Here is a 26,000-nt window from a genome sequence, read left to right as displayed (position 1 = left end):
AATCACTAAATTAGGAGTGATAATAATGGAAAACCAATTTGTACCACCAAAAATTTGGACACACGATGCCGAAAACGGCGGTAAATGGGCAAATATAAATCGCCCTGTTTCGGGTGCAACACATGAAAAAGCATTACCTGTAGGCGAGCATGATCTACAGTTATATTCTTTGGCGACTCCCAATGGCCAGAAAATAACAATTATGCTTGAAGAATTGTTAGCACTAGGAAAAGACGCAGAATACGACGCACACATTGTTCAAATTGGTGAAGCTGTTCAATTCTCATCTGGCTTTGTAGAGGTTAACCCTAACTCTAAAATACCCGCGATGATTGATAAATCGAATGAAGAAACCAATCCTATATTTGAGTCGGCTTCGATCTTAGTTTACCTTGCTGAAAAATTTGATGCTTTCTTACCTAAAAGCGGTACTAAGCGTACTCAAGTAATGAACTGGTTATTCTGGTTACATGGCTCAGCACCTTATTTAGGTGGCGGCTTTGGTCACTTTTATGCTTATGCTCCAGAAAAATTTGAATATCCAATTAATCGTTTCACCATGGAAATTAAACGCCAATTAGATCTGCTTGATAAGCAATTAGCTAAAAATGAGTTTATCGCCGGAGATGAATACAGTATCGCTGATATTGCGACTTGGCCTTGGTACGGTAACTTAGTTTTAGGTGCTTTATACGAAGCAAAAGATTTCTTACAAGTTGACGAATACGCCAATGTTCAACGTTGGGCTAAAGCCATACTCGATCGCCCTGCTGTACGACGTGGTCGTATTGTTAACCGCACTTGGGGTGAGCCGTGGGAACAAGTTGAAAACCGTCACAGTGCTGCAGATATTGATAAAGTATTAGCATTAAAATCTAAATAACCTCAGCTCAGAATAAGCAAAGTTACTCAATAAGCTATTTTTAAGCCTAACATCGTTGTATTTGTTACCAATAGCCAGCTATTGGGTAGACAAATCCGCCTTGCTAGGCGTAAAACTATCAATATTGAGTCATGATATTACATGTAAAGTACTCTGATAGTTCTTTAATCTATTGATAAGTAATTCTTTTTATTTAATTTTATGACATTCATTATCCCGAGTTGAGGTTAAATAACCTGAGTTCTAAATCATTTTTTAGAGAGTTGTAGAGAGTAAAATCAAACACCCAATAACTAAGGTTACTGGGTGTTTTTCGTTTTAAGGTGAGTTATCTGAGTTGAGATTAATCACGATGAAGTGACAGAAAAAGCTAATCTAATTTTAATAAGCTACCTTCAGTAGGCAAATTCTAATCAATCACCTCTAATAAACTCGGTCCAATAAAAAAGCCTCAACATTTCTGTAAAGGCTTATAAAAAAGATTAGCTGACATAAAGTCATAGATTCAAATACAGAACCTATAACCTATAAATCAGGCTAGATAAACATATTTAACTCAATACACTTGGCTCAATACACTTAGCTAAGAAAAACTTATTACTCTGAAAATAAAGAAATAAAAGTTTTTATACGCTCAGCATTTGCACCTAAGTCTGAACCACCAATGCGAGATACAGATCTTAAATCAATTTTACTACCAGTATCAGTCGCTAAAATACGAATAGCGACATCATCCTTAAACGCCCACAACAAAGTCGTATCAACAGCCTCTATCGTGCCTTTGATTGCATCTTTAGCAACAACTTCCCAACCTAATTTTATTGCTGTATCAACCGCTTTACTAAAAGCTTGCTCTGTATTGAGTTCACTCATAATAGGTTGTAATTCTGGGTAAGCTTCTTGTTGTAATGGCTCTAGCTTTTCTCTGTCGTAAGCTAGAGGATTACTATTATCACCACGTAACTCGATAACTTTTTCAAATTTTGGCAAGTTTACTGTGTCTGTACTTACTTGGTGTATAAAAGGTAAAGATTTAGCTTTAGCGCCTGTCATTGATAAACCAACTACAGGTATTGCTAATAATATGGCTACAGAAGTACAGGTTTTAACTACATCTTTTTGCTTTTTGAAAAAACCAATAATACCTACAATTAAAGCTATCGCTAATACAGCAACACTCGCATAAGCAGTAAATTTAATAAGCTGAAAAGAAGTTCCCATATTCCATAACTGTATACGGTAAGCAATTACAGCAAGAGGAAAACCCAATAACAAAGGAATTACTGCGAATTTACATAGATTAGATATTTTTTTAATAGTCATTATGTTGCCTTAAATGTGTTACTGAATAGATCTTAATGAGTTAATGGGCTTATTCTAAAATAAAAAATAACTTTTTAATTAAATAATTAATATTTCATCCTTACCATTACGTTCGAAAACCGAAAAAAGATTAATATTTTTTCAGTTTTAAAGATGACTGCTACAGCATGTGCTTAGTATTTAAATAAGGCAAAGTTTGTAACGCAAACTTTGCCTTGAGTATACAATGACGCCGTATGATTTTTAAACATATACAGTCCATTACTTTAATTAAAATTTAGCCCTGAAAGTTAAACTATCTTCTTAATGTACCATTTAATTTACACATAAAATTGAAGTCTTTAATTTGTGTAAAGTCAGTTATTCCGTACCATATTTGCTTTTTAGTTAGTGTTTTTTGTCCATTCAAGATTGATACATTTTAACAACTCGAAATCAGGTGAAAAGAATACTTTCCACTCTGATTTAACTATTTATTTCACCATTTTGACATCAATAATCATTAACACTAACATCAATAAAAACTAGTAACACTTGTTACCAAAACAATGACAATACATACAAATAATTAATTAGGTACGGAGATAAAAATGACTGATTTATTTGAAAACCCAATGGGATTAGATGGCTTCGAATTTGTAGAATTTACTGCACCAGAAAAAGGTATTTTAGAACCTGCATTTACAGCAATGGGTTTTACTATGGTAGCAACACACAAATCTAAAGACGTAAGCTTATGGCGCCAAGGTGATATCAGCTTAATTACTAACTATGAAAAAAACAGTCATGCTTATCATTACGCTAGAGAACATGGTCCTTCTGCATGTGGTCTTGCTTTTCGTGTTAAAGATGCTCAGTTTGCTTATGCTGAAGCTCTTAGGAAAGGCGCACAAGCTGTAGATATTCCTACAGCCCCAATGGAATTACGCTTACCTGCGATTAAAGGTATTGGTGGCGCTACATTGTACCTAATTGATAGATACGCTGAAGGTCAAACAATTTACGATATCGACTTTAATTGGATCGAAGGTGTAGATAAACATCCTAAAGGTTGTGGTTTCAATACATTAGATCATCTAACACACAATGTTTACCGTGGCAGAATGGAACATTGGGCTAACTATTACGAAAACCTCTTCAACTTTAGAGAAGTTCGTTACTTCGATATTAAAGGTGAATACACAGGTTTATTGTCTAAAGCAATGTCAGCACCTGATGGAAAAATTCGTATTCCATTAAATGAAGAAGCGGTTGGTGGTGGTGGTCAAATAGAAGAATTTTTAATGCAATACAATGGTGAAGGTATTCAACATATTGCATTCTCTTGTGACGATTTGATTGCTTGTTGGGACAGATTGAAAAAATCTGGCGTTAAATTCATGAAAGCTCCTCCTGCTGCATACTACGATATGTTAGAAGAGCGCTTACCTGGTCATGGTGAACCTGTTGAAGAAATGCAAACACGTGGCATTTTATTAGACGGTACAACGGAAGGTGAAACGCCACGCCTATTATTACAAATATTTTCTGAAACCACTTTAGGTCCAGTATTTTTCGAGTTTATTCAACGTAAACAAGATGATGGTTTTGGTGAAGGTAACTTCAAAGCCTTATTCGAATCTATTGAACGCGAGCAACTAGAGCGCGGCGTTATTGGTGCTTAACTAAATACCTAATCTAGAGTTAAGTGCCAAATAAACACAGAGAGGTTAACACCTCTCTAGCACCACTCATTAATTTATTATGGGAACTTATTGTTATGATAAAAGTAGATAGAATCCACCATGTCGCTTATCGCTGTAACGACGCTAAAGAAACAGCACAGTGGTATAAAGATAAGTTAAATATGGACTTAATCTTATCCATTGCAGAAAACGAGGTTCCATCTACCAAAGAACCTGATCCTTATATGCATATTTTTCTTAATGCAGGTAACGAAAATGTTTTAGCTTTTTTCGAAATTCCTAACTCTCCTGATATGGGACGAGATGAAAATACACCAATATGGGTTCAGCATCTGGCATTACGAGTAAACAGTGTTGAAGACTTACTTGAAGCAAAAGCTGATCTTGAAAGTAAAGGAGTTGATGTTTTAGGGCCAACAGATCACACCATTTTCAAGTCTATTTATTTCTTTGATCCTAACGGACATCGTTTAGAGCTTGCTGCAAATACCGGTACTCCAGAGCAATTTAAGCAACTTAATAGTGTTGCTCAAGCAATGATTGATGAATGGGCAGAAACGAAAGTAGCTCCAAATCATGCTGATTGGTTACATAAAAAACATTAATTATGGACATTATATTATGACTTTATTAAATGAAACTCACGACGTTAGCTTGTCTAGCTGGGTAACATCAGCTAATACAAATAGCGACTTCCCTATTCAAAATTTACCATTTGCGACGTTTCGTAAAAATGGTACAAATGAAACAAACAGAGGTGCTGTTGCCATAGGCGATTATGTTATAGATATGGCAGCGGTAGCAAAGCTAAAATTATTCTCAGGTATTGCTCAAAAAGCCGCTGAAGCCGCGGCACAACCGACATTAAATGCTTTAATGGCATTAGGTAAAGACGTGAATTCGGCTTTACGTTTGGCGCTATCAAAAGGCTTACGTGTTGGAGCTTCTGAAGAGTCTGCTCTTAAAGATTGTCTGGTTGCACAAAGCGATGTTACTTATGCGATGCCCTGTCAAATTGGCGACTACACTGATTTTTATACCTCGATTCATCACGCTACCGCTGTGGGTTCTTTATTCCGCCCAGATAACCCGTTACTTCCTAACTATAAATGGGTACCTATTGGTTATCATGGCAGAGCTTCAACTATTGATATTTCTGGGCAAGAATTTCCACGTCCACATGGCCAGCTAAAAGCACTCGATGCTGATGCTCCTGTTTTAGCGCCATGTAAGCGTTTAGATTACGAACTAGAAATGGGTATATTTATTGGTGAAAGTACGCAATTAGGTGAGCGTATTTCTATCGAAAAAGCAGAAGATCATATCTTTGGTTTATGTTTATTCAACGATTGGTCTGCAAGAGATATTCAAGCTTGGGAATACCAGCCACTAGGTCCATTCTTAGCGAAAAACTTTGCTTCAACAATCTCTCCTTGGATAGTAACAACCGAAGCATTAGCACCTTACAGAATTAATTTTACTCGTCCAGAAAGTGATCCACAGCCTTTACCTTATTTAACAAGTGAAGCGAATACTCAATCTGGCGGTTTAGACATTCAACTAGAATGTTTGATTCAAACTGAAAAAATGCGTAATGAGAATAAAGCGGCAGATAAAGTAAGTGACTCTAACTTTAAATATTCTTACTGGACGATAGCGCAATTAGTAACACATCATAGTGTTAATGGTTGTTCAATGAAGGCTGGTGATTTACTCGGTTCAGGTACTCAATCAGGTCCAGTGCACGAACAAGCTGGCTCTATGCTAGAACTATCGCGTGGCGGTAAAGAAAAATTTACCCTAAGTAACGGTGAAGAACGTACTTTCTTAGAAGATGGCGATACCGTGATTATGCGTGGATATTGTCAAAAAGAAGGTGCTGCACGCATCGGTTTTGGTAAAGTAACAGGTACAGTGCTTCCTGCGATACCCTTAGTATAATTAAGGCAGATTAAGCAAGACGAAACTGACTTAAACGATTACCTTGCCCAACCAGTTTGGCGAGCTCTACAAGAGTTACTTGTAGAGTTTTTTTCTATTCTTTAAAGCATACTTATTAGCTTGGCTCTAGCTGCTCACATTATCTAAGTGACTACTTAATTTACGCGTTAATACTTTCAATTGTTCACATTCTTCTGGTGTTAATCCAGCTAATAATCGATCTTCTTGCACTTTAACAAGTGGAATAATTTCCCGATAAAGCTTATTACCTTTAGATGCAAGCGTTAATAAATTTTTGCGTCTATCTTCTGAACTCGTTTGCTGTAATAAAAGTTCTGACTGGATCAATTTATTAATGGCTCTACTCACCTGCATTTTATCAAGATGAGTAAAAGTACAGATATCTCTAGCTGATATTTCAGAATGATAACCTATGGTAGCAACTACTCGCCATTCCATGCGCGTAAGCCCAAAGTTTTCATATATCTCTGCAACAAACTCTGTCACTTGTTGAGCTAAAACCGAAAATTGATAAGGGAAAAAAGTATTCAAATTTAACGACACAGAATCACCTTTAAGGTTTGATTAATAACAGGTAGGCAAAGTTATAATGATAAAGAAGGTATCATACATATTTTTAGAGTGAGTAACAAAAGTGATTAAACGCTGGCTGAGGTTAACTAATACTAGGGGCTGTTGATCTTTCACATTGACAGCCAAATCATTGCGCACGCCAGTGCTAGCATACTCTCGAACTGTAATTTCAATTTATCATACCTTGTAGCTATAGAACGGAAATGTTTTAGCCTTGCAAATGCATTTTCAACTAAGTGCCTATATTTATACAAGCACCAATCAATATCACCATTACCTGTTTTTGAATTTTGCTTTCTCGGTATTATAGGGATTGAGTTGCGCTCTCGAACTTTATTTCTTATAGCTTCACTATCATAGCCTTTGTCTGCGATAACAAAATCACCTTGAGGTAATAATTCAATCAGCTCATTTGCCACTTTACTATCATGAACATCACCACCTGTAATAATAAATTCGATAGGCAAACCATAACTATCAACAGCTAAGTGAATTTTACTCGTATTACCCCCTCGACTTAACGCTATCGCTTGCTCTTGTTTAGATGCAGCACCTGTACTGTGTTGGTGTGCTTTAATATAGCTACCATCAATGAACTCCCACTCTACATCACTATTAGCGGATAACGATTTGAATAACCTCATCAATATTCCCTTTCTCGACCAAAGAAGGAACCTGCGATAAATGGTATTCCATAAACCAAAACACTCTGGTAAGTCACGCCATGGGCAGCCGACACGCAAGCGATATAAAATTCCTTCCATCGTTTGTCTGTGTTCAAGCTTGTTATAAACTCTATCTTCAAGCAAAATAGCTTTTAGCTTCGACCACAACTCATCAGTGAGCATTAATCGGGGCATGGTGATCTCGTAAGGTTTGTTTTTGGCGAAGTAAATTATACGAGATTACCGCTTACGTATAAAATTAAAACAAAGATCAACACCCCCTAGTATGCAGTATCTAAGAATTAGATACTTAAACTTACTTCTATGCGTCTTATCTATTTAAGAAGAACAGCTGTAATGTGACACACCACCTGCATCAAAAAAGACTTGTGGTTTTAAACTGTCGTATTTGTTTTCAATCTCTGTCGATTGCTCATTAAAAGGCTGCGTTAATACCTTTTGTAATTCATGAACAAGTGCAAAGTCACCATGGCTAGCTTGTTGATATGCAGGCACTACTAACCATTCTCGCCAACTGTATTTTGGATTAGTTTGTTGCATTTTTTGTGACTTTTCTTTTGTCTCTTCACTAGTATAACCATTGGTATTCATTAAGTGTCGCCAATTCTGTAACCAGTGGTTCCATTGTTCGCTCAATTCGTCTGTAAGCGAACTATAAAAGCTTCTACTCAGACCCGAAATATCCTCTGGAATTTTAGAAAGTTCACGAAAGAAAATGGTGTAGTCGACAGACGTTTGGGTCATTAACGTGATCAGTTGATCAAACAGTTCAGGATCGAAAGAGTCTAAGCCAAGTTTAGAAGCCCACATTTTTTCCATCTTATCTTCCATTTCTGAATCAAAGCCCTTATTTATATTATTCAATTCTTCTAAGGCAACAGGATCTGACGCAAGCAAAGCTGATAAAGATTTACAAAACATGTTGAAATTCGTTTTTGCGGCAGCACCTTGATTGAAAAATGAGTAATGTTGCCCTCCACCCGTCCAAGGTTGGTAATAAGGTTCAAAGCGTTCAACAAAGCCGAAAGGACCATAGTCGAGTGTATAACCTCCACACGCACAGTTATCACTATTAAAGTTACCTTGGCAATAACCTACGCGGATCCAATGACTGATCAAGCTTGTTAATCGATGACGAAATGCTGATGCTAATTTTAGAATTTTATCTGCAAGTGGTAGCTCGTGATCAACATCATCTTGATATTCACGATCAATTAAATGCAATACAATCATCTCTAACTCTTTTAATGCATCAGGATGAGAATTAAAACGAGCACGGCGTGCAAACAGTTCAAGTTGACCTACTCGTAAAAACGAAGGCGCAACGCGAGTTGAAATAGCCACTGGAGTATAAACAGACATATCAGGATTTGTTGAGTACGAGCCTTCTGAATACCAAGGGCGATTTACTTGCTCTGATTGTGAGACAAACAAACATAGTGAGCGAGAAGTAGGTACACCCAGCGCATGCATATGTTCTTGCACTAAAAACTCTCTAATACTTGATCGCAATACGGCTCTACCATCTCCACCACGGCAATAAGGTGTTGGCCCTGCGCCTTTTAACTGCATCTCCCAGCGCTTTCCATTAATAACAGATTCGTTTACAGAAATCGCACGTCCGTCACCATACCCGTTACCCGTTCGAAAAGGACATTGCTGAATATATTCAGTCCCATATATAGATAGCGCGTAACCAGTAGCCCAACCAACTGGTCGCATAGGCGCTGGTACATCGGAGGTATCACCAGCGAATAGTCGAGCAAAGCCTTCTGTTTGCACTAGGCTTTTATCAAAACCTAATTCAGCAAATAATGTTTCACTGTGAGCGATATATTTAGGGTTAGCAATAGGTGTAGGTTTAACTGGGACATAATGACCAGAGAATACTTGTCTTGGTTCATAATCGTCACCTGTTTTAGTAGCATCAGGATCACAGTTAAGATTATCCAGTAAGGAGTAATCAGTTAACTTAGCCAAATCATCAAGGGTGTATACGCTTACAGGAACATTAGTACTGGGTTGACTAGCCATGTTATTCGATAAACCTTTTTTTAATCTAATTGAAAATATTATACTTCATTTATTTTTGATTCTTAATAGAACAACATAATGATATTTAAACCGTGTCTTTATAGTATCGATGTTTAGCTCTATGTATTCATCTGTAATTTGTAACTCTTCTGTTCTAACCTCGAAAAATAAAAAGAAAATAAAAAGAAAACTCATTACTTCAATAAGTATAAAAGTATGCCGTAACTTAACAGCACCTGTATATAAAACATTTAACGGCATAAGAAAATTAGCCGCCCTTTAATATTAATAAAATAGAGAAGAATACAAGGACCAGAGTTCAACCGAATCTGAGTTTAACCAAGGTTGTTGCTAGTACTAAACCTTATTACTTATAACCAAACTACAAGGCAAATGATATTGATTCGCATTTTTCTTTGTGATTTAATTGCGCCCATTATTATAAGTATATTTAATCTTTAGGGGATATTCATTATGCAGACAACAAGGTCATCGCTATCGCTAGCCATTACGTTAGCCTTAGTATCATTAAATACTGTTGCTGAACAGCAAGCTAGTGGTGAAGAAAACGAAAACCAAACAATTATGCCAGCAATGGAAGTTATCGATGTGTTTGGTAATGCAAACTCGGTAATATTAAATCATACTGGATCGGTTGTAGTGGTAAATCGACAACAAATTGAGAAAATTCAGCCGCTATCTACTGAAGATATTTTACGCCGTATTCCAGGCATAAATACTAAAAGCGAAGAAGAAACCTCAATTGTAGCTAACTTTGGTATTCGTGGTTTATCTGCAAGTGAATCAAAATCTCTTATGTTAGAAGATGGTGTTCCTGTGGCACCAGGCTTATTTATTGGTAATGAACGTTACTACAATCCTCGTATTCAACGTATAGAGCAAGTTGAAGTATTAAAAGGTTCATCTTCACTTCGTTATGGACCATCAACTATCGGTGGCGTAGTAAATTACCAAACAAAAACACCTGATGATGGGGTAATGCTAACGGCCCGAGCTGGCTCTTTTAACATGCAAGAACTCAGCTTAGAGGCTGGTGGAAAAAACGCATCTGGTGATGCTTTTGCTGGTATTGTGGCAACCCATGCTAGCAGTGACGGTTTTATGGATAAAGGCTATGAAATGACTGATGTCATGGCTAAAGCTGGAGTTATTTTAAGTAACGGCCAAAAGATTGGTATTAAAATTTCACGTTATGAAAATGATGCAGATATTTCTTATCGCGGTTTGTTGAAAGATGATTATTTAGCGGGTGCTGATTATAACCCTGGCGCCGATGATAACTTTTTAACAGATCGTACCGCTTTTGATATTAATCATGAGTGGAATATCTCTAGTCGGGCTACATTAAAAACGTTAGTGTATTGGAGTGAAGTAACTCGTGATTATTGGCGTTACGATGTTGATACTGAAGCTTCAAACGCTGCTGGACGATGGGTTTATGAAGACACGTTAACAGGTAATAACCGCTCATTTGATCGCGTAGGTATAGAAACCCGTTTAACACTCGACCATCAGTTATTTGGTATGACTGCAGACAGTGAATTCGGCTTACGCTTTATGCAAGAAGAATCAGATGATTCTCGCATCCGAGCTACACGCGCAGCTGATCGTACGGGCATTAATGACAGACACAGAATTGATTCTGCAGACAGTTTTGCTGCTCATGGTCAAACACGTATTGAAGTAACTGAACAATTTGCGGTTACTCCAGGTTTACGAGTTGAATCATACGAGCAAAAACGTGTGATATTAACCGAAAATAATAGCACAGCTAAAACCACTAATACTGAAGTTTTACCGGGTGTTGGAGTTACTTATAACCTAAGCGATTCTGCACAAGTTTACGGTGGTATATACCGTGCATTTTCACCTGCTTCTAATGGTGTAGCACTTGATGGACTTACTGATCAAGACTTAGATGCTGAACGTTCAACTAATTATGAATTAGGGCTTCGTGGTAATAAGGGAGATATCAATTATGAAATTGCTGCCTTTGCTATGGATTTCAGTAATCAGGTAGTTACGGGTAATAGCGATCCAAACTTATCACAATCTAACGGTGGTGAAACTGAGCATCTAGGTATGGAGTTCGTGTTAGGCTATGTGATAGGCGGTGGTTTTAGTGTCGACACTAATGCTACTTGGGTTCCTACTTCAGAGTTTAAAAGTGGCGAGAACCAAGGTAATAGATTACCGTATGCGCCAAAATTTGTAGCTAATCTTATATTCAACTACCAATATGAAAACTTAAGCACAGCCTTAACGGTTCACCATAGAGGCGAACAATACGGTGATGCTAGTAATACTGAAGAGCTCCCAACAGATGCAGAAGACGGTATTTGGGGTGCTTTACTTCCATCTTATACGTTGCTAGATCTAACGGCACAATATAATGTAGCAACTAATTTACGTTTATTTGGTTCTGTTAAAAACTTGACTGATAAACGCTATATTACTGGTCTACGCCAAGGTATTTATGTTGGTCCAGAGCGCTCATTAGAAGTTGGTGTAAGTTACAAGTTTTAAATAAACAACCTGAACTAAAAAGTATTAATAATAAACTTTTTAGTGTTAAAAAATAAAGCATAGTCTGGGTAACAGGCTATGCTTTTTTGTTAGAGTAAAGTCGGTTACGATTAATCCCATCTTTATTTATCTGCTCTTTAAATAAGATACATATATCATCAAATACTTTACCTCCTGAAATTAACTTATGAAGTAACTCCGTAATTTGCATAACGAGATAATCTAAGCAATCACTTTTGGTGTAGCGGAGAGGGAAATCATACGTCTAGCTTCATTCCCTTTTCACAAACAAAAAAGCCTCAACATTTCTGCTGAGGCTTTCTGTATTTCTTGAATTTAGTGAGCTGACCGATAAGTCGCTGAGTTTAGGTGTAGCGGAGAGGACAATCATTCATCTAGCTTCATTCCCTTTTCACAAACAAAAAAGCCTCAACATTTCTGCTGAGGCTTTCTGTATTCTTTAAATTTAGTGAGCTGAATGTAACTCGCTGAGTTTAGATATAGCGGATAGGACAATCATTCGTCAGCTATATAAGTTTCTTTCTATTTAAATAACTAATCCTCAAAAACAAAAAAGCCTTAACATTGCTGTTAAGGTTTTCTGTATTTCTTAAATTTAGAGAACTGACTGATAAGCCGCTGAGTTTAGGTATAGCGGATAGGACAATCATTCGTCTAATTGAATTTAGTGAGCTGACCGTAAGCCGGGTTTTGTCTAGGACAATCATTCGTCTAGGCCTTAAATCGCTCTAAGGCTCAAGCAACCTACCCGGTTTCCACGCGAACCACGCTTATACTAATTAAACTTGCGCCTAATTAGTCATGAAACCCTATTTGGTCTTGCTCCGGGTGGAGTTTACCCTGCAACCAACTGTTACCAGTGGTCCGGTGCGCTCTTACCGCACCCTTTCAGCCTTACCTGTTCCGCAAGCGGCCATCGGCGGTCTTCTCTCTGCTGCACTTGTCGTGGGCTTGCGCCCCCCAGGCGTTACCTGGCACCCTGTTCATTGGAGCCCGGACTTTCCTCCCCCCTACCCGTATACAAAATGCCGAGGCATTAAATACAACGATAAAGCAGCGATTGTCTGGTCAACTCGCGGCGCATTCTACAGTAAATAGTTGTTTTCACCAATAGTAAAATAAGATGTCTGATTGAAATAGACTATTTAATTAACTGTTTACAAGAATAGACATCGACTTCAATTCAGGTTTATTTACCCTTTAAGCTCTAATGCAATATCGTAAAGTGCGTTTTTCTTCACGCCGTAAATTTCTGCTGTTATTGCACAGGCTGTTTTTGGCTTCATTTCTTTTAACAATAATTTAAGGGTATCGATAATTTTTGGAGAAATAGCATTTGGGTCAACTTTAAAGCCTTCAATAATCAGTACCATTTCACCTTTTAATTGGTTTGGATCTTCATTTAACCAAGTTAATAAGTTTTCAGCTGTATCAGAATAAATGGTTTCAAAAGTTTTAGTTAACTCACGGGCGATAACAACATAACGTTCACCACCTAATACTGTAACAATGTCGGCAACCGTATCTATTGCTCGTCTTGGCGCATCGTAAAACACCATGGTTCTTTCTTCATTAGCAAGATTTAACAAGGTTGCTTGTCGCGCACCTGATTTAGACGGTAAAAAACCTTCAAATGAAAATCTATCTGTAGGTAAACCCGCTGCAGATAAAGCCGCAATGGCAGCACACGCACCTGGAATTGGCGAAACTTTCAAACCTTGTTGACGACAATGTCTCACTAAATGAAAACCAGGATCACTAATCAACGGAGTACCCGCATCAGATACCAGCGCAATGCTTTGACCTTCAGTAAGTAGCTTAGCAATATGCTCTTGTCGTTGACGTTCGTTATGATCATGCATCGACATCGTCTTGTTTTTAATACTATAAGCCGAGAGTAATTTTTGAGTATGACGTGTATCTTCACATGCAATTAGGTCTACTTGACTTAGAACGTCTAAAGCTCTTTGTGAAATATCACCTAGGTTGCCAATGGGTGTGGCTACAATATACAAAGTGCCCGCGTCGATAGATGATTGCATGTAATGTGTTCGCTATAGTTGAGACTGAAGTGGATGACGTTTATTATAAGGGATATTATGACGCATGGATCTATTATAAGTGACCCAAACAACAGTATATTCTTTCAAAAAACGCATATTATCAGTTTTTATCACTATTCTGGTAGTTTCAAGTTGTGCTAGCCCTGATAAAAAGCCAAAAATCATTCAACCGATAACGACTGAAGAAGTTGTTTTAGAAGTTGAAGAAGGGGTAACGGCGAAAGATTATCTACAAGATGCTAAAAAGGCATCGTCTCAAGATGCCATCGCTCTAATGCTAAAAGCAGCGTTAACGTATAATCATGAGAAAAATTATATTAAATCATTATGGTTAGCGGGTGAGTTGATTAAGTTACCTCTTAGTCATAGCCAACTCTTTAGTACTTCACTTATCAGAGCCGAAAGTTTATTCGCTTTAGATAAAAATAAAGAAGCTGAAGCACAATTAAGCTTAGCAAATAACTTTATAGCTGATGAAGAAGCAACACCAGATCATCAATATTATGTTGTTACCGCTATTTCTGAAAAGAAAAAGAACAACAACGTTAGAGCAAACAATGCTGCCCTACTCGCTTTCAGCTTAAACACACATGCTAACGACAGTGACGTAATGACGCTATGGAATGAACTAAGTGCATTATCAAGCTGGGAACTACAACAATTAAAAAGCTTAAAGCCACCTTATTTTGAAGGTTGGTTAGACCTAATATTAGCAGCTAATAAATGGGGCGATAATAAAGTTGTATTCGATCAAAAAATTGCTGAATTCCAATTTAAATATTACAACCACCCAGCTAAATTTATAACGGAACAATTACTCCTTGTTAGCCAAGCAGATACCGCTAACATTAATAACATCGCTATTTTATTACCTCTTTCAGGTCAACATAAAAGCATTGGTGAAATTGTTCAACAAGGTATTTTAGCAGGCTATAACGACCAAACGTTATTAACCTTTATTGATACAAATGAACTTGATTTTACTACGCTAGCGTTGCGTTTCAAAGACGAAGAAGTTGATCATGTTATCGGTCCATTATTAAAGCCTAATGTTGATGCATATATCGCCCAATCAGATATACAGCAGCCGACACTATTATTGAATATACCTACCTTGGGTAACTTAAGTGCTAATCACTTCGCGTTTTCAATGAGAAGAGAAGATGAAGCAATTCAAGCGGCAACCGTGCTTGTTAATAAAAACTATAAACACCCTGTTTTATTTTCAACACAAGACAATGCGAGCCAAAAAATAGCGTCTTCATTCGCAAGCAAATGGCAGCAGTTAACAGGTGATTTGCTTGAAACGATCCAACTTCCACCGAATCAAGAAATGCAAAAAGCACTGAAAACAAGTTTAGACATTGATGTAAGTACAGCGCGTATTCGTAATCTTGAAGCACAAATAAGCGAGAAGATTAAAACTGAAAACCGTAATAGACGTGATATCGACATGATTTTCATTGCTGCACCATCCCAATATACCCGACTTATAAAGCCATTTATTGATGTGAATACAAGTACGTTTTCAAATAGCATTCCTATGTACGCTAGTTCGCTAAGCCATAAAGGCGCTACCGAAGATTCTGAAATAAGAGATTTATCTGGCTTAACTTTTTCAGAAATCCCATGGTTATTAGAAAGCGAATCTCAAAATAAAGTTCAGCAAGCTATCAGTCACGATTTATGGCCAAACAGACCAGAAAGCTTACAGCGAATATTTGCTTTAGGTTACGACAGCTTACAAATTATGCCTAAGCTGGAACTAATGAAAGAGTTACCCTATCTAAGACATTACGGGCAGACTGGCGAGCTCAATATGGACAAAGATAATATTATTTCTCGAAGTATTCTCTGGGGACAATATAACAATGGAACAGTTAAAGAAGTGGATATGGAATAAAAAGCAAACCACTACACAAACAGGCAAAATCACTGAAAAGTTTGCCTGTGAATATTTAATTTTACAAAATCTAACATTTATCGATCAAAATTTTCATAGTAAGTATGGGGAGATTGATCTTATTATGCTGGATGGCGATACCTATGTTTTTATTGAAGTAAAATACAGAAAGAATAATAACTTTGGTGGCAGCTTAGTAGCTGTTAGCCATAGTAAGCAGAAAAAACTACGTCTTAGTACCAAGTTTTATCTGCAAAAAAAGCAATTAAATGAATATAATACACCTTGTAGATTCGATATTGTCGCACTAGAAGGTGACATAGAAAATCCCAATATTAATTGGCTTAAAAATGCCTTTTAACCCCTACGGAACTTAATAACGCTATGTTAGAAAGAATAAAAAGTAACTTTACACAAAGTATCCAAACAAAAATTGCCGCAAGTGAAGTACTTTCTGGTCCTATTGAACAAGCCAGCATGATTATGGTTCAAAGCTTGTTAGCAGGAAATAAAATATTATCTTGTGGTAACGGCGGTTCAGCAGCTGATGCTCAGCACTTTACTGCAGGCTTATTAAATAGATATGAAACAGAGCGTCCACCATTACCTGCTATTGCCTTATCTACTGATACTTCAACGCTAACCTCTATCGCTAACGATTATCACTATGATGAAGTGTTTTCAAAGCAATTAAGAGCCTTAGGTAATAGTGGCGATGTATTATTAGCTATATCAACTAGTGGTAATTCACGTAACGTGATTAAAGCGATAGAAGTTGCCGTATCAAAAGACATTCCTATCATTGCCCTTACAGGTAAAGATGGCGGAGATATAGCAGGTTTACTCGGTGAGAATGACGTAGAGATCCGTGTACCTTCGGCCCGCACTGCACGTATACAAGAAGTCCATCTACTTGTTATACATTGTCTGTGCGACATTATTGATACAACCTTATTTCCTCAAGCGGAAGATTAAAATGCAATTTAAAAAAACATTAGTAGTATTAGCGTGTATTAGTATTTTACAAGGCTGTGCCGCAGCTGCGGTTGTCGCTATTGTTGGCGGAACAAGTGTTGCTACCGACAATAGAACCTTAGGCAAACAAATTGATGATCAACGTATTGAACTTGTTGCTCACAACCAATTAGCTAAAATGCCTGAACTTAGTCAACATACTAACATTCAAGTGATCAGCGTAAACGGCAGTGTATTAGCTGTTGGTCAAGCGCCTAATACACAGTTGCGTGATGTAGTGATGAAAACCTTAAGTAACATCAATGGTGTATTAACGGTACATAACCAAATCAGAATTGGTAACACCATTTCAACAACCACAAAAAGCAATGATTTATGGCTTACTTCTAAAGTAAAAGCTTCTTTATTAGCTGATGAAAACGTAAGTGTAAAAGACGTAAAAGTGGTAACAGAAAATGGCGAAGTATTCTTAATGGGCTTACTTCCTGAAGGTCAGGCAAATACAGCCGTTGATGTCGCTCGTAATATCAGTGGTGTTAGCCGAGTGTATAAACTGTTTGAATACCTATAAGTACGAGTAGGTTTAGCTATTAATTAAACTTTAATCACTAAACTTTAAGCACAAAAAAAGCAAGCCACTAGGCTTGCTTTTTTGTTTCTGCTAAATAGTTATTTACCCTAAATAGCTTACTTAATCACTTTCAGCGTAGCTCCGCCTTTCGGCTTAGCTGATGAAGAAGACTGTGTCTTATTACTATCAACACTCGTTAATGTAGCTCTTGGTGTTAATGTAGCCTTAGGCTCTTCTTCCTGCTCAACAGGATGTTCAATAGGTAATGAGGTGCCAGCACCTGTTTCCTTCGCATATATAGCGCCTATTGCACCGTAAGGTACAACAATGTGCTCAAGCTTACCGCCAAATCTAGCGCTAAACTCAATAGCATCACTTCCTAAAGAAATAACACCAACAGCACCACCTGATACATTTAGAACAATTTGACCATCTGTAACATAAGCCATAGGAACTAATACACCGTAAACATTAACGTCTACCATGATATAAGGTGTTAAATCGTTATCTGAAATCCAATCGTAATAAGCCTTAACTAAATAAGACTTATTGGATGTCATCTTAACATCAGACACTATACTGGATTTCCAAAACGTAATTCACGCTCAGATTCAGTTAATGAAGCTTGGAAAGATTCACGTTCAAAAACTCTTAACATATAAGTTTTTAATTCTTTAGAACCTTGACCATCAAGTTCAATACCTAATACAGGTAATCTCCATAATAACGGAGCTAAGTAACAATCAACTAAGCTAAACTCTTCACTCATAAAGTATGGTGCTTCGTTTAAGATAGGAGCAACACTTAATAAACTTTCTTTAAGTTCTTGGCGTGCTTTAGCAGCAGCATCAGCTGGACCGTTATAAATAACTTTAGCTAAGCTGTACCAATCTTGTTCAACTCTGTGCATCATTAAACGGCTTCTACCACGTGAAACTGGGTAAACAGGCATTAATGGTGGATGAGGAAAACGCTCATCTAAATATTCAATAATGATACTTGCTTCATATAACGCTAATTCTCTATCGATAAGCGTTGGAACAGTACCGTATGGATTTAGGTCTAGTAAGTCTTCCGGCAGGTTTGCCAAATCAACTAGGTGTATGTCTACGCCAACACCCTTTTCTGCTAATACGATGCGTGTTTGATGACTATACATATCATCAGCATGTGAATATAAATTCATAACAGAGCGTTTGTTTGCAGTTACGGCCATTTTGACTCCCAAAATTCTTTAAATAAAAACTAACAAAGGGGGCTCAAAGCCCCCAATCAAGAAAAGATACAATACACAGCTATTAACTAGTGTACATCTCTCCAATATTCTTTCTTCAATAAGTACGCAAAGATCAAGAAGATGAATAGAAAACCGATAACCCAGTAACCTAAGCTCTTACGCTCAAGTTTGTTTGGCTCTGCAGTATATTCTAAAAAGTTGGTTAAATCTCGAACAAAAGTGTCATACTCTTCTTCAGTCATTGAACCACCTTGTGCTTCACCAAGTTCACCGTGTTCATTAGCTGTACGAACACCTTGTAAACCTTGTAATACATGCGGCATACCAACATCAGGGAACACCTTGTTATTTACACCAAACGGACGGTTCTCATCAACATAAAAAGAACGTAAGTAAGTGTAAATATAATCAGGGCTTCTAAAACGAGCTTCTAATGTTAAGTCAGGTGGTGTGCTACCAAACCAAGCAGCAGCATCTTTAGCTGGCATCGTATTTAAAATATGATCACCAGACTTCTCACCTGTAGGCATCCAGTTTTTAACACCTTCAGCTTCTTCAATACCTAAATCTTCAAATGTACGGTTATAACGTTGATATTGAAGTTGATGACAACCTAAACAATAATTTAAGTAAGATTCAAAACCACGTTTAAGTGACTCTTTATCTGTTAAATCATTTTCTGCGCTGTCTAAATGTAAGCTAGGGCCTGAACCAATAGCAAGCATAGGAACAATCGCTAATAAAGCTAAAATTAACTTTTTCATTATCCTGTTACCCTCTCTGGAACTGGCTTAGTTTTCTCACCCTTACTATAGAACCATAAGAATATGAAGAAACCAAAATAGCCTAAAGTTGCAAGTCTACCAATTAGGTTAGCTAGATCTGAAGCTGGCATGGTACCTAAAACACCTAACGCTACAAAACAAACTGCAAATTGCGTTAAGTTTAAAAGATGTAATTTACTACGGTATCTGAATGAACGCACAACACCACGGTCAAACCAAGGTAGAGCGAATAACATACCAATTGCAGCAAACATCGCAATCATACCAAATAACTTATCAGGAATAACACGCAACACAGTGTAGAAAGGACCGAAGTACCAAACTGGAGCAATATGCTCAGGTGTTTTTAAACCATTAGCAGGCGTAAAGTTTGGCGGCTCAAGGAAATAACCACCACCTTCTGGGAAGAAGAACATTACCCAAGAAAATAGAATCAAGAATATAACAACCGCTACTAAATCTTTAACAGTGTAGTAAGGGTGGAACGGTATCGCATCAACAATGTCATACTTTTTAGTATATTGCTCATGGAAAGTAAATTTAGATAATTCTTCAGGTTTCATACTACCTTTAGGCTTCTTAATATTAGAGCCATCAGGGTTGTTAGAACCTACTTCATGTAATGCTAAAATGTGTAAAAACACAAGAATTACAAGAACAAGTGGTAATGCAATAACATGTAATGCAAAGAAACGGTTTAACGTAGCACCAGAGATAACATAATCACCCTTGATCCAAATAGTTAAGTCTTCACCAATAACAGGAATAGCACCAAATAATGAAATAATTACCTGTGCACCCCAGTAACTCATGTTACCCCAAGGTAATAAGTATCCCATGAACGCTTCAGCCATTAATACTAAGTAAATTAGCATACCGAAGATCCATAGTAGTTCGCGTGGTTTCTGGTAAGAACCATACATAACACCGCGGAACATATGTAAATATATTACAATGAAGAATGCTGAAGCACCCGTAGAATGCATATAACGTAGTAACCAACCGTAGTCGACATCACGCATAATATATTCAACAGAAGCAAATGCGCCATCGCCAGATGGTTCATAATTCATTGTTAACCAAACACCTGTAAGGATTTGGTTTACTAAAACTACAGTCGCTAAAATACCGAACACATACCAAAAATTGAAATTTTTAGGTGCAGGATATTGAATAGCATGCTTATTCATGGCATCCATGAAAGGTAAGCGCTTCTCGATCCAAGCCATAAAGCTATTCATTATGCTTCTCCTGGTGAAATACCAATAACAAGGGTATCTTCAGTTGGGAAAGAGTGATCAGGAACTACTAAGTTTAATGGTGCAGGAACGCCTTGGAATACACGGCCAGCCATATCAAATTTAGAACCATGACACGGACAGAAGAAACCATCTTTAACACCCGTAACAAACTCTTCAAAATCACCTTTATGGTGAGTAGGAGCACAACCTAAATGAGTACAAACACCTAACGCTACCATAAACTCAGGTTTAATTGAGCGGTAAGGGTTAGTTGCATATGTAGGTTGCTGAGGTTCAGTTGACTCAGGATCGCGTAACTGTGAATCATGAGCGCTTAACGCATCCACAATAGCGTCAGTACGACGAATTACATATACAGGTTTACCACGCCATTCAGCACGGATCATTTGGCCTGGCTCAATTTTACTTACATTAACTTCAACCGGGGCACCAGCAGCTTTCGCTCTAGCACTTGGGTTCCACGAGCCAATGAAAGGCACAGCTACACCAACTACACCTACGCCACCAACTACAGAAGTAGCAGCAGTCAAAAAGCGTCGTCGGCCGTTATTAACGGGCACATTGCTCATTCAAGATCTCCAATTAGTATTCAATTACCACAATAATAATTTTTATTATTTCAAACAAAATTTTATTACGACGGTTTTATTAAACTAGCGACAAAAAAATTTTTACGATCATAAAGAAATCAGTGTTTTTTTACAAGGTAATTCAGCAGTTATGGCTAATCAATTTGCTTTCTACAGGCCGTTATTGATAATGATTCTTATTCAGTTCATTAAGAGGTTTTATTACCTTGCAAAACGGTAATTATTTGTATGAAAAACAACCACCAGTAATAAATAACAAATACACCCTGCTTATTCTGATTTACCTCTAACCACAGCCTAGACTATTTTATAAGCGTTCGAGCTAAAATAAAAATAACGACAGAAAATTTTGACAGATTTTTTATAAAGAAATATTGATTGAAAACAATAAAATGCGATTTGTAGCAAATTAATTAATCATTTATTCAGGGGAGAATTAAACGCAATAAAAGTATGTAACGATTAAGAAGTGAAATAGCAGACATAAAAAAACCAGCAGAAGCTGGTTTTTTGAATATAACATATTGGTAAATATTAACGTTTTGAAAATTGTGGCTTTTTACGAGCCTTGTGTAGACCAACTTTCTTACGTTCAACTTTACGAGCATCACGAGTAACGAAACCAGCTCTACGTAGTTCACCACGTAAAGTTTCATCGAACTCCATTAATGCACGAGTAATACCGTGACGAATTGCGCCAGCTTGACCAGAAATACCGCCGCCTACAACAGAGATATTGAAATCAAACTTTTCAAGCATTTCTACTAATTCTAATGGTTGACGAACAACCATACGAGCCGTTTCACGACCAAAGTAAACAGAAATATCACGCTTGTTAATTGTAATTGCACCGTTACCAGCTTTCATAAACACACGAGCAGTTGAGCTCTTGCGACGACCAGTACCGTAATATTGATTATCAGCCATTGCTTAAAGCTCCAAAAGTTGTGGTTGTTGTGCAGTATGTTTGTGCTCAGCACCAGCATACACTTTTAGCTTGCGGTACATTTCACGACCTAAAGGACCTTTAGGTAACATGCCTTTAACCGCTAATTCGATAACACGCTCAGGAGCTTTTTCGATTAGCTTTTCAAAACTAATTTGCTTTAAGCCGCCAACATATTCAGTATGCGAGTAGTAAATTTTACCTTTCGCTTTGTTACCAGTTACACGTACTTTCTCAGCATTGATAACAACGATGTAATCGCCAGTGTCAACATGAGGAGTAAATTCTGGTTTGTGCTTTCCGCGTAAACGGCTAGCAATTTCAGTAGCGATACGACCTAAAGTTTTATCTTCGGCGTCCACTAAGAACCATTCGCGTTCAACGCTTTCTGGTTTAGCTACAAAAGTTTTCATTAAGAAACCCAATTATATAAATGTTACTTTAAATAGTGATTAAATTATTTAACCACCCGTTAAAAGACTACGCTGTACCCCTTCGAGTATCGAGTCCGTGCCTGATATTCAAAAACACCAGGCCTTTGTAACGCAGGGAGCGCGGATTATACAGAAGTTTTCTAATAAAAAAAAGCTAATTTTTAAACTTATCAAAGTATTTACGGAATATGCTCACTTGCAAGGTAAGAATGTGATTGCATCTCTTGCAAGCGACTTAAACAACGCTTAAATTCAAAGCTTAATCGTTCACCAATGTATAATTGCTCTAAAGCGACTTCAGCTGAAATAATCAACTTCACATTACGCTCATAAAATTCATCTACAAGCGCGATAAAACGTCTTATTGAATCATCATGTTCAGCATTCATTTGCGTTACATTCGCCATTAGCACCGTATGATACAGCTTACTAATTTCCATATAATCACCTTGGCTACGCGCACTTTCACATAAAACCGAAAATTCAAAGTGCACAACACCTTTAGATTCTTGCACAGAAAGTAAATCGCGATTGTTAATCAGTATGGTTTTATTACTAGTGCCTTCTTCTATCGATAATTGATTGAAGTAAGTATTTAAATTAGTTTTCGCGTCTTCATCTAACGGACAATGATATATCTCAGCTTGCTCAAGGGTTCTTAATCGATAATCAACACCGCTATCAACATTAACAATGTCGCAATGCTTATTAATTAAATGAATAGCAGGCAAAAAGCGCTCACGTTGTAAGCCGTTTCTATAAAGCTCGTTAGGTATAATATTTGAAGTAGCCACTAAAATAACATCACGTGCAAAAAGCTCTTCAAATAAAGTCCCTAGAATCATCGCATCCGTAATGTCTGATACAAAAAACTCATCAAAACAAATAATGCAGGTTTCTTTAGCAAAGCGTTCAGCAATAATTTTAAGAGGATCTGATTGGCCATGAAGTGTTTTTAACTCTTCATGTACACGATGCATAAAGCGATGAAAATGCACGCGTGTTTTGTTTTCAAAAGGTAAGCAATCAAAAAACGTATCAACTAAATAAGTTTTACCGCGCCCTACTCCACCCCAAAAGTATAAACCTTTGATGTTTGACGGCTCTTGCTTAGAGTAAGTTTTTTTCCAACGATTAAGTACTTTTTTAAACCCTGAAACAGGTACAGGTTTATTTTGTAAATCATCAAATAAACGTTGTAAACACTGCACCGCATTTTCTTGCGCAGCGTCGTACTGAAAACCTTCTTGCTTTAAATCTAAATTATACTTTTCAATAGGGGTGATTTTTATCATACAATGGCCATTAGATTATTAAGCAACCTTTTATCTTGGAATGCTTGAAAATTAAATTTTTGTAAACATATTCTATATATAGAGAGAAACATAAGTATAACAAGGCAAAACATTATTTTTAAACTAAATCTCATAACTTTCGTGAAGAGACTCAGGTTTAAATTTTCATTTCATTTATCAAAGGTAGTTTTTGTATGGCACTTATAATAGGTTTAGTTACTTTCGTTGTTGGTTTACTAGTTGGCATTATCGCCAATAAATTTATGGGCAGTACTTCACAAGAAAATCAAGAGCTCACTAACAAACTTGATCAAGGCGAAAAAGCACTAGATGAATACAAAGCAAATGTTGCAGAACATTTAGAAAGTTCAGCTAAGTTGTTGGAGCAAATGCACACAACATGTAAAGACGCTATGTTACAAATGGCTCAAAGCACCAAGTTATTGCAAGAAGCAACACCTGACGATAAATCAGCTATGCCATTCTTCTCTCAAGAAACGCAAGATCAATTAGCACAAACCATCAAGCTAAGAGATGCCAGTGCAGCGAATAAGAAAGATGCAGAAATCACTGAAGCGCCCCTCGATTATTCAGGTAACCCAAGTGGCTTATTTAAAGATGAAACACAAAGTGTTACAAATCCTAAAGGTGAGAAAAAGGAACTTAGTTAAATAATAAAGACTCAGAGCCTGCATATAATATTTATATTTTGTTTATTTATTTAGTTAAGGAGTTAATCCAAATATGAAAAAACTTTCTCTTATTGTAAGTACAGCTTTGCTTTCAAGTTCAATCGCGTTAACCAGTTTACCTGCTAGCGCAAATTTACCTTTTGCCGTTGCAGGTGAATCTTTACCAAGTTTAGCGCCAATGCTAGATGATGTAACACCTGCTGTAGTACTTATATCAGTAAAAGGTACTCACGAAGTTAAAAATAATGTACCTGAAGCATTTAAGTTTTTCTTTGGCAAGCAGCAAAGAAAAGGACAGCAGCAACAAGAAAAAGAATTTAGAGGTTTAGGCTCTGGTGTAATCATTGATTCTGATGAAGGCTATATAGTTACCAATAATCACGTTATAGCAGAAGCAGACGAGATCCTTGTTACCTTAAAAGATGGTCGACAACTAGAAGCTAAAAAAATTGGTTCTGACGAATACAGCGACATCGCTCTACTACAAATAGATCACAAAGACTTAACAGCAATAAAGTTAGCAGATTCAGACAACTTGCGTGTAGGTGATTTTGCTATTGCCATAGGCAGCCCATTCGGACTAGGCCAAACCGTAACATCAGGTATTGTTAGTGCTTTAGGTCGTACCGGTTTAAATATAGAAAACTACGAAGACTTTATTCAAACCGATGCCGCAATCAACAGCGGTAACTCAGGTGGTGCACTTGTAAACCTTCGAGGCGAACTTATTGGTATCAACACCGCAATATTAGGCCCAAGTGGCGGTAACGTAGGTATTGGTTTTGCTATCCCAAGCTCAATGGTTAATAACCTAGTTAGCCAAATTATCGAATTCGGTGAAGTTCGTCGTGGCATGTTAGGCGTACAAGGTAGAAGCGTAACAAGCGATATTGCCAAAGCAATGGAACTTGACACAACTCAAGGTGGTTTTATTGAACAAATCACTCCAGACTCAGCCGCTGAAGAAGCTGGATTAAAAGCTGGCGACGTTATTATCAAAATCAATGGTAAGAAAGTTAAGTCGTTTAATGAAATACGCGGAAAAATAGGCTCTATTGGCGCAGGTAAAAAAGTTAAAATTACCGTTATCAGAGATGGAAAAGAGAAAACGTACAAAGCGACACTGAAAAAGTCTGATATGGCAAATGTTGAAGCTGAAAGTATTCACCGTATGCTAGAAGGTGCATCGTTAGAAAACAATGCAGGCAAAGGTGTTGATGTATCAGAAGTTGCTAAGAATAGTCCCGCAGCTATTGCAGGATTAAGATCAGACGATTTGATCATTGGTGTTAACCGCCAACGTATCAATAACATTGCAGAATTAAGAGCAATATTGAAAGAACAAGATAATGTATTCGCTCTGAATATTGTTAGAGGCAATTCAAGTTTATTCTTGATGATCCGTTAATAACACCAGTGATATCGATTCACTTTTTAAGAAATGTATAAAGTGAAGTCCAACAAAAAAGGAGCCTAGGCTCCTTTTTTTATACTTGATAAATAATGATTATTTATCAAGTGTTATCGATTAGT

Annotated in this window: 24 protein-coding genes and 1 other RNA gene; 11 read left to right on the top strand and 14 right to left on the bottom strand. The window is 37.2% G+C overall.

Annotated elements, in window-relative coordinates:
* The first annotated feature begins 25 nt into the window (after positions 1 to 25).
* Positions 26 to 883, top strand: a complete 858-nt coding sequence (yghU, locus tag ACPUVN_RS19250; RefSeq protein WP_426369672.1) for a glutathione-dependent disulfide-bond oxidoreductase — start codon at positions 26 to 28, stop codon at positions 881 to 883.
* A 597-nt stretch (positions 884 to 1,480) separates the two neighbouring features.
* Here the strand turns inward: yghU and ACPUVN_RS19245 are convergent.
* Entirely contained in the window at positions 1,481 to 2,206 is a 726-nt protein-coding gene (locus tag ACPUVN_RS19245) for a DUF1499 domain-containing protein (protein WP_426369671.1), read from the bottom strand.
* A 590-nt stretch (positions 2,207 to 2,796) separates the two neighbouring features.
* Between ACPUVN_RS19245 and hppD the strand changes: the two genes are divergently transcribed.
* The 3 genes from hppD to fahA all read left to right on the top strand — a co-directional run bounded on the left by hppD (position 2,797) and on the right by fahA (position 5,832).
* The gene (gene hppD, locus ACPUVN_RS19240) at positions 2,797 to 3,870 is read left to right on the top strand and encodes a 4-hydroxyphenylpyruvate dioxygenase (RefSeq protein WP_426369670.1); all 1,074 of its coding nucleotides are present in this window, start codon (positions 2,797 to 2,799) and stop codon (positions 3,868 to 3,870) included.
* Between the two features lie 95 nt (positions 3,871 to 3,965).
* Positions 3,966 to 4,496, top strand: coding sequence for a VOC family protein (locus ACPUVN_RS19235; protein WP_426369669.1), 531 nt, complete (start codon positions 3,966 to 3,968; stop codon positions 4,494 to 4,496).
* A 16-nt stretch (positions 4,497 to 4,512) separates the two neighbouring features.
* Complete coding sequence (gene fahA / locus ACPUVN_RS19230; RefSeq protein ID WP_426369668.1) at positions 4,513 to 5,832, top strand: fumarylacetoacetase; 1,320 nt, start codon at positions 4,513 to 4,515, stop codon at positions 5,830 to 5,832.
* A 126-nt stretch (positions 5,833 to 5,958) separates the two neighbouring features.
* On the opposite strand, the gene ACPUVN_RS19225 is transcribed toward fahA, so the two are convergent.
* The 3 genes from ACPUVN_RS19225 to ACPUVN_RS19215 all read right to left on the bottom strand — a co-directional run bounded on the left by ACPUVN_RS19225 (position 5,959) and on the right by ACPUVN_RS19215 (position 9,146).
* Positions 5,959 to 6,396, bottom strand: coding sequence for a MarR family winged helix-turn-helix transcriptional regulator (locus tag ACPUVN_RS19225; RefSeq protein ID WP_426358686.1), 438 nt, complete (start codon positions 6,394 to 6,396; stop codon positions 5,959 to 5,961).
* A 140-nt stretch (positions 6,397 to 6,536) separates the two neighbouring features.
* Positions 6,537 to 7,286, bottom strand: coding sequence for an IS5 family transposase (locus ACPUVN_RS19220; RefSeq protein ID WP_426358621.1), 750 nt, complete (start codon positions 7,284 to 7,286; stop codon positions 6,537 to 6,539).
* A gap of 144 nt (positions 7,287 to 7,430) precedes the next feature.
* Complete coding sequence (locus ACPUVN_RS19215; protein ID WP_426369667.1) at positions 7,431 to 9,146, bottom strand: protein adenylyltransferase SelO; 1,716 nt, start codon at positions 9,144 to 9,146, stop codon at positions 7,431 to 7,433.
* Between the two features lie 474 nt (positions 9,147 to 9,620).
* On the opposite strand from ACPUVN_RS19215, the gene ACPUVN_RS19210 reads away from it, so the two are divergent.
* On the top strand, positions 9,621 to 11,693 hold the full coding sequence (locus ACPUVN_RS19210; RefSeq protein WP_426369666.1) for a TonB-dependent receptor family protein: 2,073 nt from the start codon (positions 9,621 to 9,623) through the stop codon (positions 11,691 to 11,693).
* A gap of 685 nt (positions 11,694 to 12,378) precedes the next feature.
* Here the strand turns inward: ACPUVN_RS19210 and rnpB are convergent.
* Both rnpB and rsmI read right to left on the bottom strand, forming a co-directional pair.
* Positions 12,379 to 12,790: RNase P RNA component class A (rnpB, locus tag ACPUVN_RS19205), an RNA gene on the bottom strand.
* Positions 12,791 to 12,907: 117 nt separating this feature from the next.
* The gene (gene rsmI / locus ACPUVN_RS19200) at positions 12,908 to 13,756 is read right to left on the bottom strand and encodes a 16S rRNA (cytidine(1402)-2'-O)-methyltransferase (protein ID WP_426358701.1); all 849 of its coding nucleotides are present in this window, start codon (positions 13,754 to 13,756) and stop codon (positions 12,908 to 12,910) included.
* Between the two features lie 79 nt (positions 13,757 to 13,835).
* On the opposite strand from rsmI, the gene ACPUVN_RS19195 reads away from it, so the two are divergent.
* The 4 genes from ACPUVN_RS19195 to ACPUVN_RS19180 are packed head-to-tail and all read left to right on the top strand — an operon-like array spanning position 13,836 to position 17,226.
* Positions 13,836 to 15,680, top strand: a complete 1,845-nt coding sequence (locus ACPUVN_RS19195) for a penicillin-binding protein activator (protein WP_426358702.1) — start codon at positions 13,836 to 13,838, stop codon at positions 15,678 to 15,680.
* Positions 15,649 to 16,041: a YraN family protein gene (locus tag ACPUVN_RS19190; RefSeq protein WP_426358703.1), complete on the top strand. Its 393-nt coding sequence runs from the start codon at positions 15,649 to 15,651 to the stop codon at positions 16,039 to 16,041. Before ACPUVN_RS19195 ends, ACPUVN_RS19190 begins: the two co-directional genes overlap by 32 nt.
* A 23-nt stretch (positions 16,042 to 16,064) precedes the next feature.
* On the top strand, positions 16,065 to 16,655 hold the full coding sequence (locus ACPUVN_RS19185) for a phosphoheptose isomerase (RefSeq protein ID WP_426358705.1): 591 nt from the start codon (positions 16,065 to 16,067) through the stop codon (positions 16,653 to 16,655).
* 1 nt (position 16,656) lies between these two features.
* Positions 16,657 to 17,226, top strand: a complete 570-nt coding sequence (locus tag ACPUVN_RS19180; protein ID WP_426358706.1) for a BON domain-containing protein — start codon at positions 16,657 to 16,659, stop codon at positions 17,224 to 17,226.
* 116 nt (positions 17,227 to 17,342) lie between these two features.
* Here ACPUVN_RS19180 and ACPUVN_RS19175 read toward each other — a convergent pair whose 3' ends face one another.
* The 8 genes from ACPUVN_RS19175 to zapE form a co-directional block, all read right to left on the bottom strand.
* The gene (locus tag ACPUVN_RS19175) at positions 17,343 to 17,801 is read right to left on the bottom strand and encodes a ClpXP protease specificity-enhancing factor (RefSeq protein WP_426358707.1); all 459 of its coding nucleotides are present in this window, start codon (positions 17,799 to 17,801) and stop codon (positions 17,343 to 17,345) included.
* Complete coding sequence (sspA, locus tag ACPUVN_RS19170; protein WP_426358708.1) at positions 17,801 to 18,442, bottom strand: stringent starvation protein SspA; 642 nt, start codon at positions 18,440 to 18,442, stop codon at positions 17,801 to 17,803. Before sspA ends, ACPUVN_RS19175 begins: the two co-directional genes overlap by 1 nt.
* A gap of 86 nt (positions 18,443 to 18,528) precedes the next feature.
* Positions 18,529 to 19,227 (bottom strand): cytochrome c1, encoded by a 699-nt coding sequence (locus ACPUVN_RS19165; RefSeq protein WP_426369665.1) that lies wholly within the window; start codon positions 19,225 to 19,227, stop codon positions 18,529 to 18,531.
* Positions 19,227 to 20,489: a cytochrome b gene (locus ACPUVN_RS19160; RefSeq protein WP_426358710.1), complete on the bottom strand. Its 1,263-nt coding sequence runs from the start codon at positions 20,487 to 20,489 to the stop codon at positions 19,227 to 19,229. Before ACPUVN_RS19160 ends, ACPUVN_RS19165 begins: the two co-directional genes overlap by 1 nt.
* On the bottom strand, positions 20,489 to 21,079 hold the full coding sequence (petA, locus tag ACPUVN_RS19155) for a ubiquinol-cytochrome c reductase iron-sulfur subunit (protein ID WP_426358711.1): 591 nt from the start codon (positions 21,077 to 21,079) through the stop codon (positions 20,489 to 20,491). Before petA ends, ACPUVN_RS19160 begins: the two co-directional genes overlap by 1 nt.
* A gap of 555 nt (positions 21,080 to 21,634) precedes the next feature.
* The gene (rpsI, locus tag ACPUVN_RS19150) at positions 21,635 to 22,027 is read right to left on the bottom strand and encodes a 30S ribosomal protein S9 (protein WP_426358712.1); all 393 of its coding nucleotides are present in this window, start codon (positions 22,025 to 22,027) and stop codon (positions 21,635 to 21,637) included.
* A gap of 3 nt (positions 22,028 to 22,030) precedes the next feature.
* Complete coding sequence (gene rplM, locus ACPUVN_RS19145; RefSeq protein WP_426358713.1) at positions 22,031 to 22,459, bottom strand: 50S ribosomal protein L13; 429 nt, start codon at positions 22,457 to 22,459, stop codon at positions 22,031 to 22,033.
* 200 nt (positions 22,460 to 22,659) lie between these two features.
* Positions 22,660 to 23,775 (bottom strand): cell division protein ZapE, encoded by a 1,116-nt coding sequence (gene zapE / locus ACPUVN_RS19140; RefSeq protein WP_426358714.1) that lies wholly within the window; start codon positions 23,773 to 23,775, stop codon positions 22,660 to 22,662.
* Positions 23,776 to 23,969: 194 nt separating this feature from the next.
* Here zapE and ACPUVN_RS19135 point away from each other — a divergent pair, with 194 nt between their 5' ends.
* Both ACPUVN_RS19135 and ACPUVN_RS19130 read left to right on the top strand, forming a co-directional pair.
* Entirely contained in the window at positions 23,970 to 24,446 is a 477-nt protein-coding gene (locus ACPUVN_RS19135; RefSeq protein WP_426369664.1) for a YhcB family protein, read from the top strand.
* 73 nt (positions 24,447 to 24,519) lie between these two features.
* Positions 24,520 to 25,875 (top strand): Do family serine endopeptidase, encoded by a 1,356-nt coding sequence (locus ACPUVN_RS19130; protein ID WP_426358718.1) that lies wholly within the window; start codon positions 24,520 to 24,522, stop codon positions 25,873 to 25,875.
* Positions 25,876 to 26,000 lie beyond the last annotated feature (125 nt).

The sequence above is a fragment of the Pseudocolwellia antarctica genome, from assembly GCF_049933045.1.
Classification (GTDB): Bacteria; Pseudomonadota; Gammaproteobacteria; order Enterobacterales; family Alteromonadaceae; genus Pseudocolwellia.
Note: the sequence above shows the minus strand (reverse complement) of the source record. Positions and strands in the feature narration are given on the sequence as shown.

Coding starts and splice junctions, on each gene's coding strand:
- yghU (WP_426369672.1), top strand. CDS start 26: ATGGAAAACCAATTTGTACCACCAAAAATTTGGACACACGATGCCGAA.
- ACPUVN_RS19245 (WP_426369671.1), bottom strand. CDS start 2,206: ATGACTATTAAAAAAATATCTAATCTATGTAAATTCGCAGTAATTCCT.
- hppD (WP_426369670.1), top strand. CDS start 2,797: ATGACTGATTTATTTGAAAACCCAATGGGATTAGATGGCTTCGAATTT.
- ACPUVN_RS19235 (WP_426369669.1), top strand. CDS start 3,966: ATGATAAAAGTAGATAGAATCCACCATGTCGCTTATCGCTGTAACGAC.
- fahA (WP_426369668.1), top strand. CDS start 4,513: ATGACTTTATTAAATGAAACTCACGACGTTAGCTTGTCTAGCTGGGTA.
- ACPUVN_RS19220 (WP_426358621.1), bottom strand. CDS start 7,286: ATGCCCCGATTAATGCTCACTGATGAGTTGTGGTCGAAGCTAAAAGCT.
- ACPUVN_RS19215 (WP_426369667.1), bottom strand. CDS start 9,146: ATGGCTAGTCAACCCAGTACTAATGTTCCTGTAAGCGTATACACCCTT.
- ACPUVN_RS19210 (WP_426369666.1), top strand. CDS start 9,621: ATGCAGACAACAAGGTCATCGCTATCGCTAGCCATTACGTTAGCCTTA.
- rsmI (WP_426358701.1), bottom strand. CDS start 13,756: ATGCAATCATCTATCGACGCGGGCACTTTGTATATTGTAGCCACACCC.
- ACPUVN_RS19190 (WP_426358703.1), top strand. CDS start 15,649: ATGGAACAGTTAAAGAAGTGGATATGGAATAAAAAGCAAACCACTACA.
- ACPUVN_RS19185 (WP_426358705.1), top strand. CDS start 16,065: ATGTTAGAAAGAATAAAAAGTAACTTTACACAAAGTATCCAAACAAAA.
- ACPUVN_RS19180 (WP_426358706.1), top strand. CDS start 16,657: ATGCAATTTAAAAAAACATTAGTAGTATTAGCGTGTATTAGTATTTTA.
- sspA (WP_426358708.1), bottom strand. CDS start 18,442: ATGGCCGTAACTGCAAACAAACGCTCTGTTATGAATTTATATTCACAT.
- ACPUVN_RS19165 (WP_426369665.1), bottom strand. CDS start 19,227: ATGAAAAAGTTAATTTTAGCTTTATTAGCGATTGTTCCTATGCTTGCT.
- ACPUVN_RS19160 (WP_426358710.1), bottom strand. CDS start 20,489: ATGAATAGCTTTATGGCTTGGATCGAGAAGCGCTTACCTTTCATGGAT.
- petA (WP_426358711.1), bottom strand. CDS start 21,079: ATGAGCAATGTGCCCGTTAATAACGGCCGACGACGCTTTTTGACTGCT.
- rpsI (WP_426358712.1), bottom strand. CDS start 22,027: ATGGCTGATAATCAATATTACGGTACTGGTCGTCGCAAGAGCTCAACT.
- rplM (WP_426358713.1), bottom strand. CDS start 22,459: ATGAAAACTTTTGTAGCTAAACCAGAAAGCGTTGAACGCGAATGGTTC.
- zapE (WP_426358714.1), bottom strand. CDS start 23,775: ATGATAAAAATCACCCCTATTGAAAAGTATAATTTAGATTTAAAGCAA.
- ACPUVN_RS19135 (WP_426369664.1), top strand. CDS start 23,970: ATGGCACTTATAATAGGTTTAGTTACTTTCGTTGTTGGTTTACTAGTT.
- ACPUVN_RS19130 (WP_426358718.1), top strand. CDS start 24,520: ATGAAAAAACTTTCTCTTATTGTAAGTACAGCTTTGCTTTCAAGTTCA.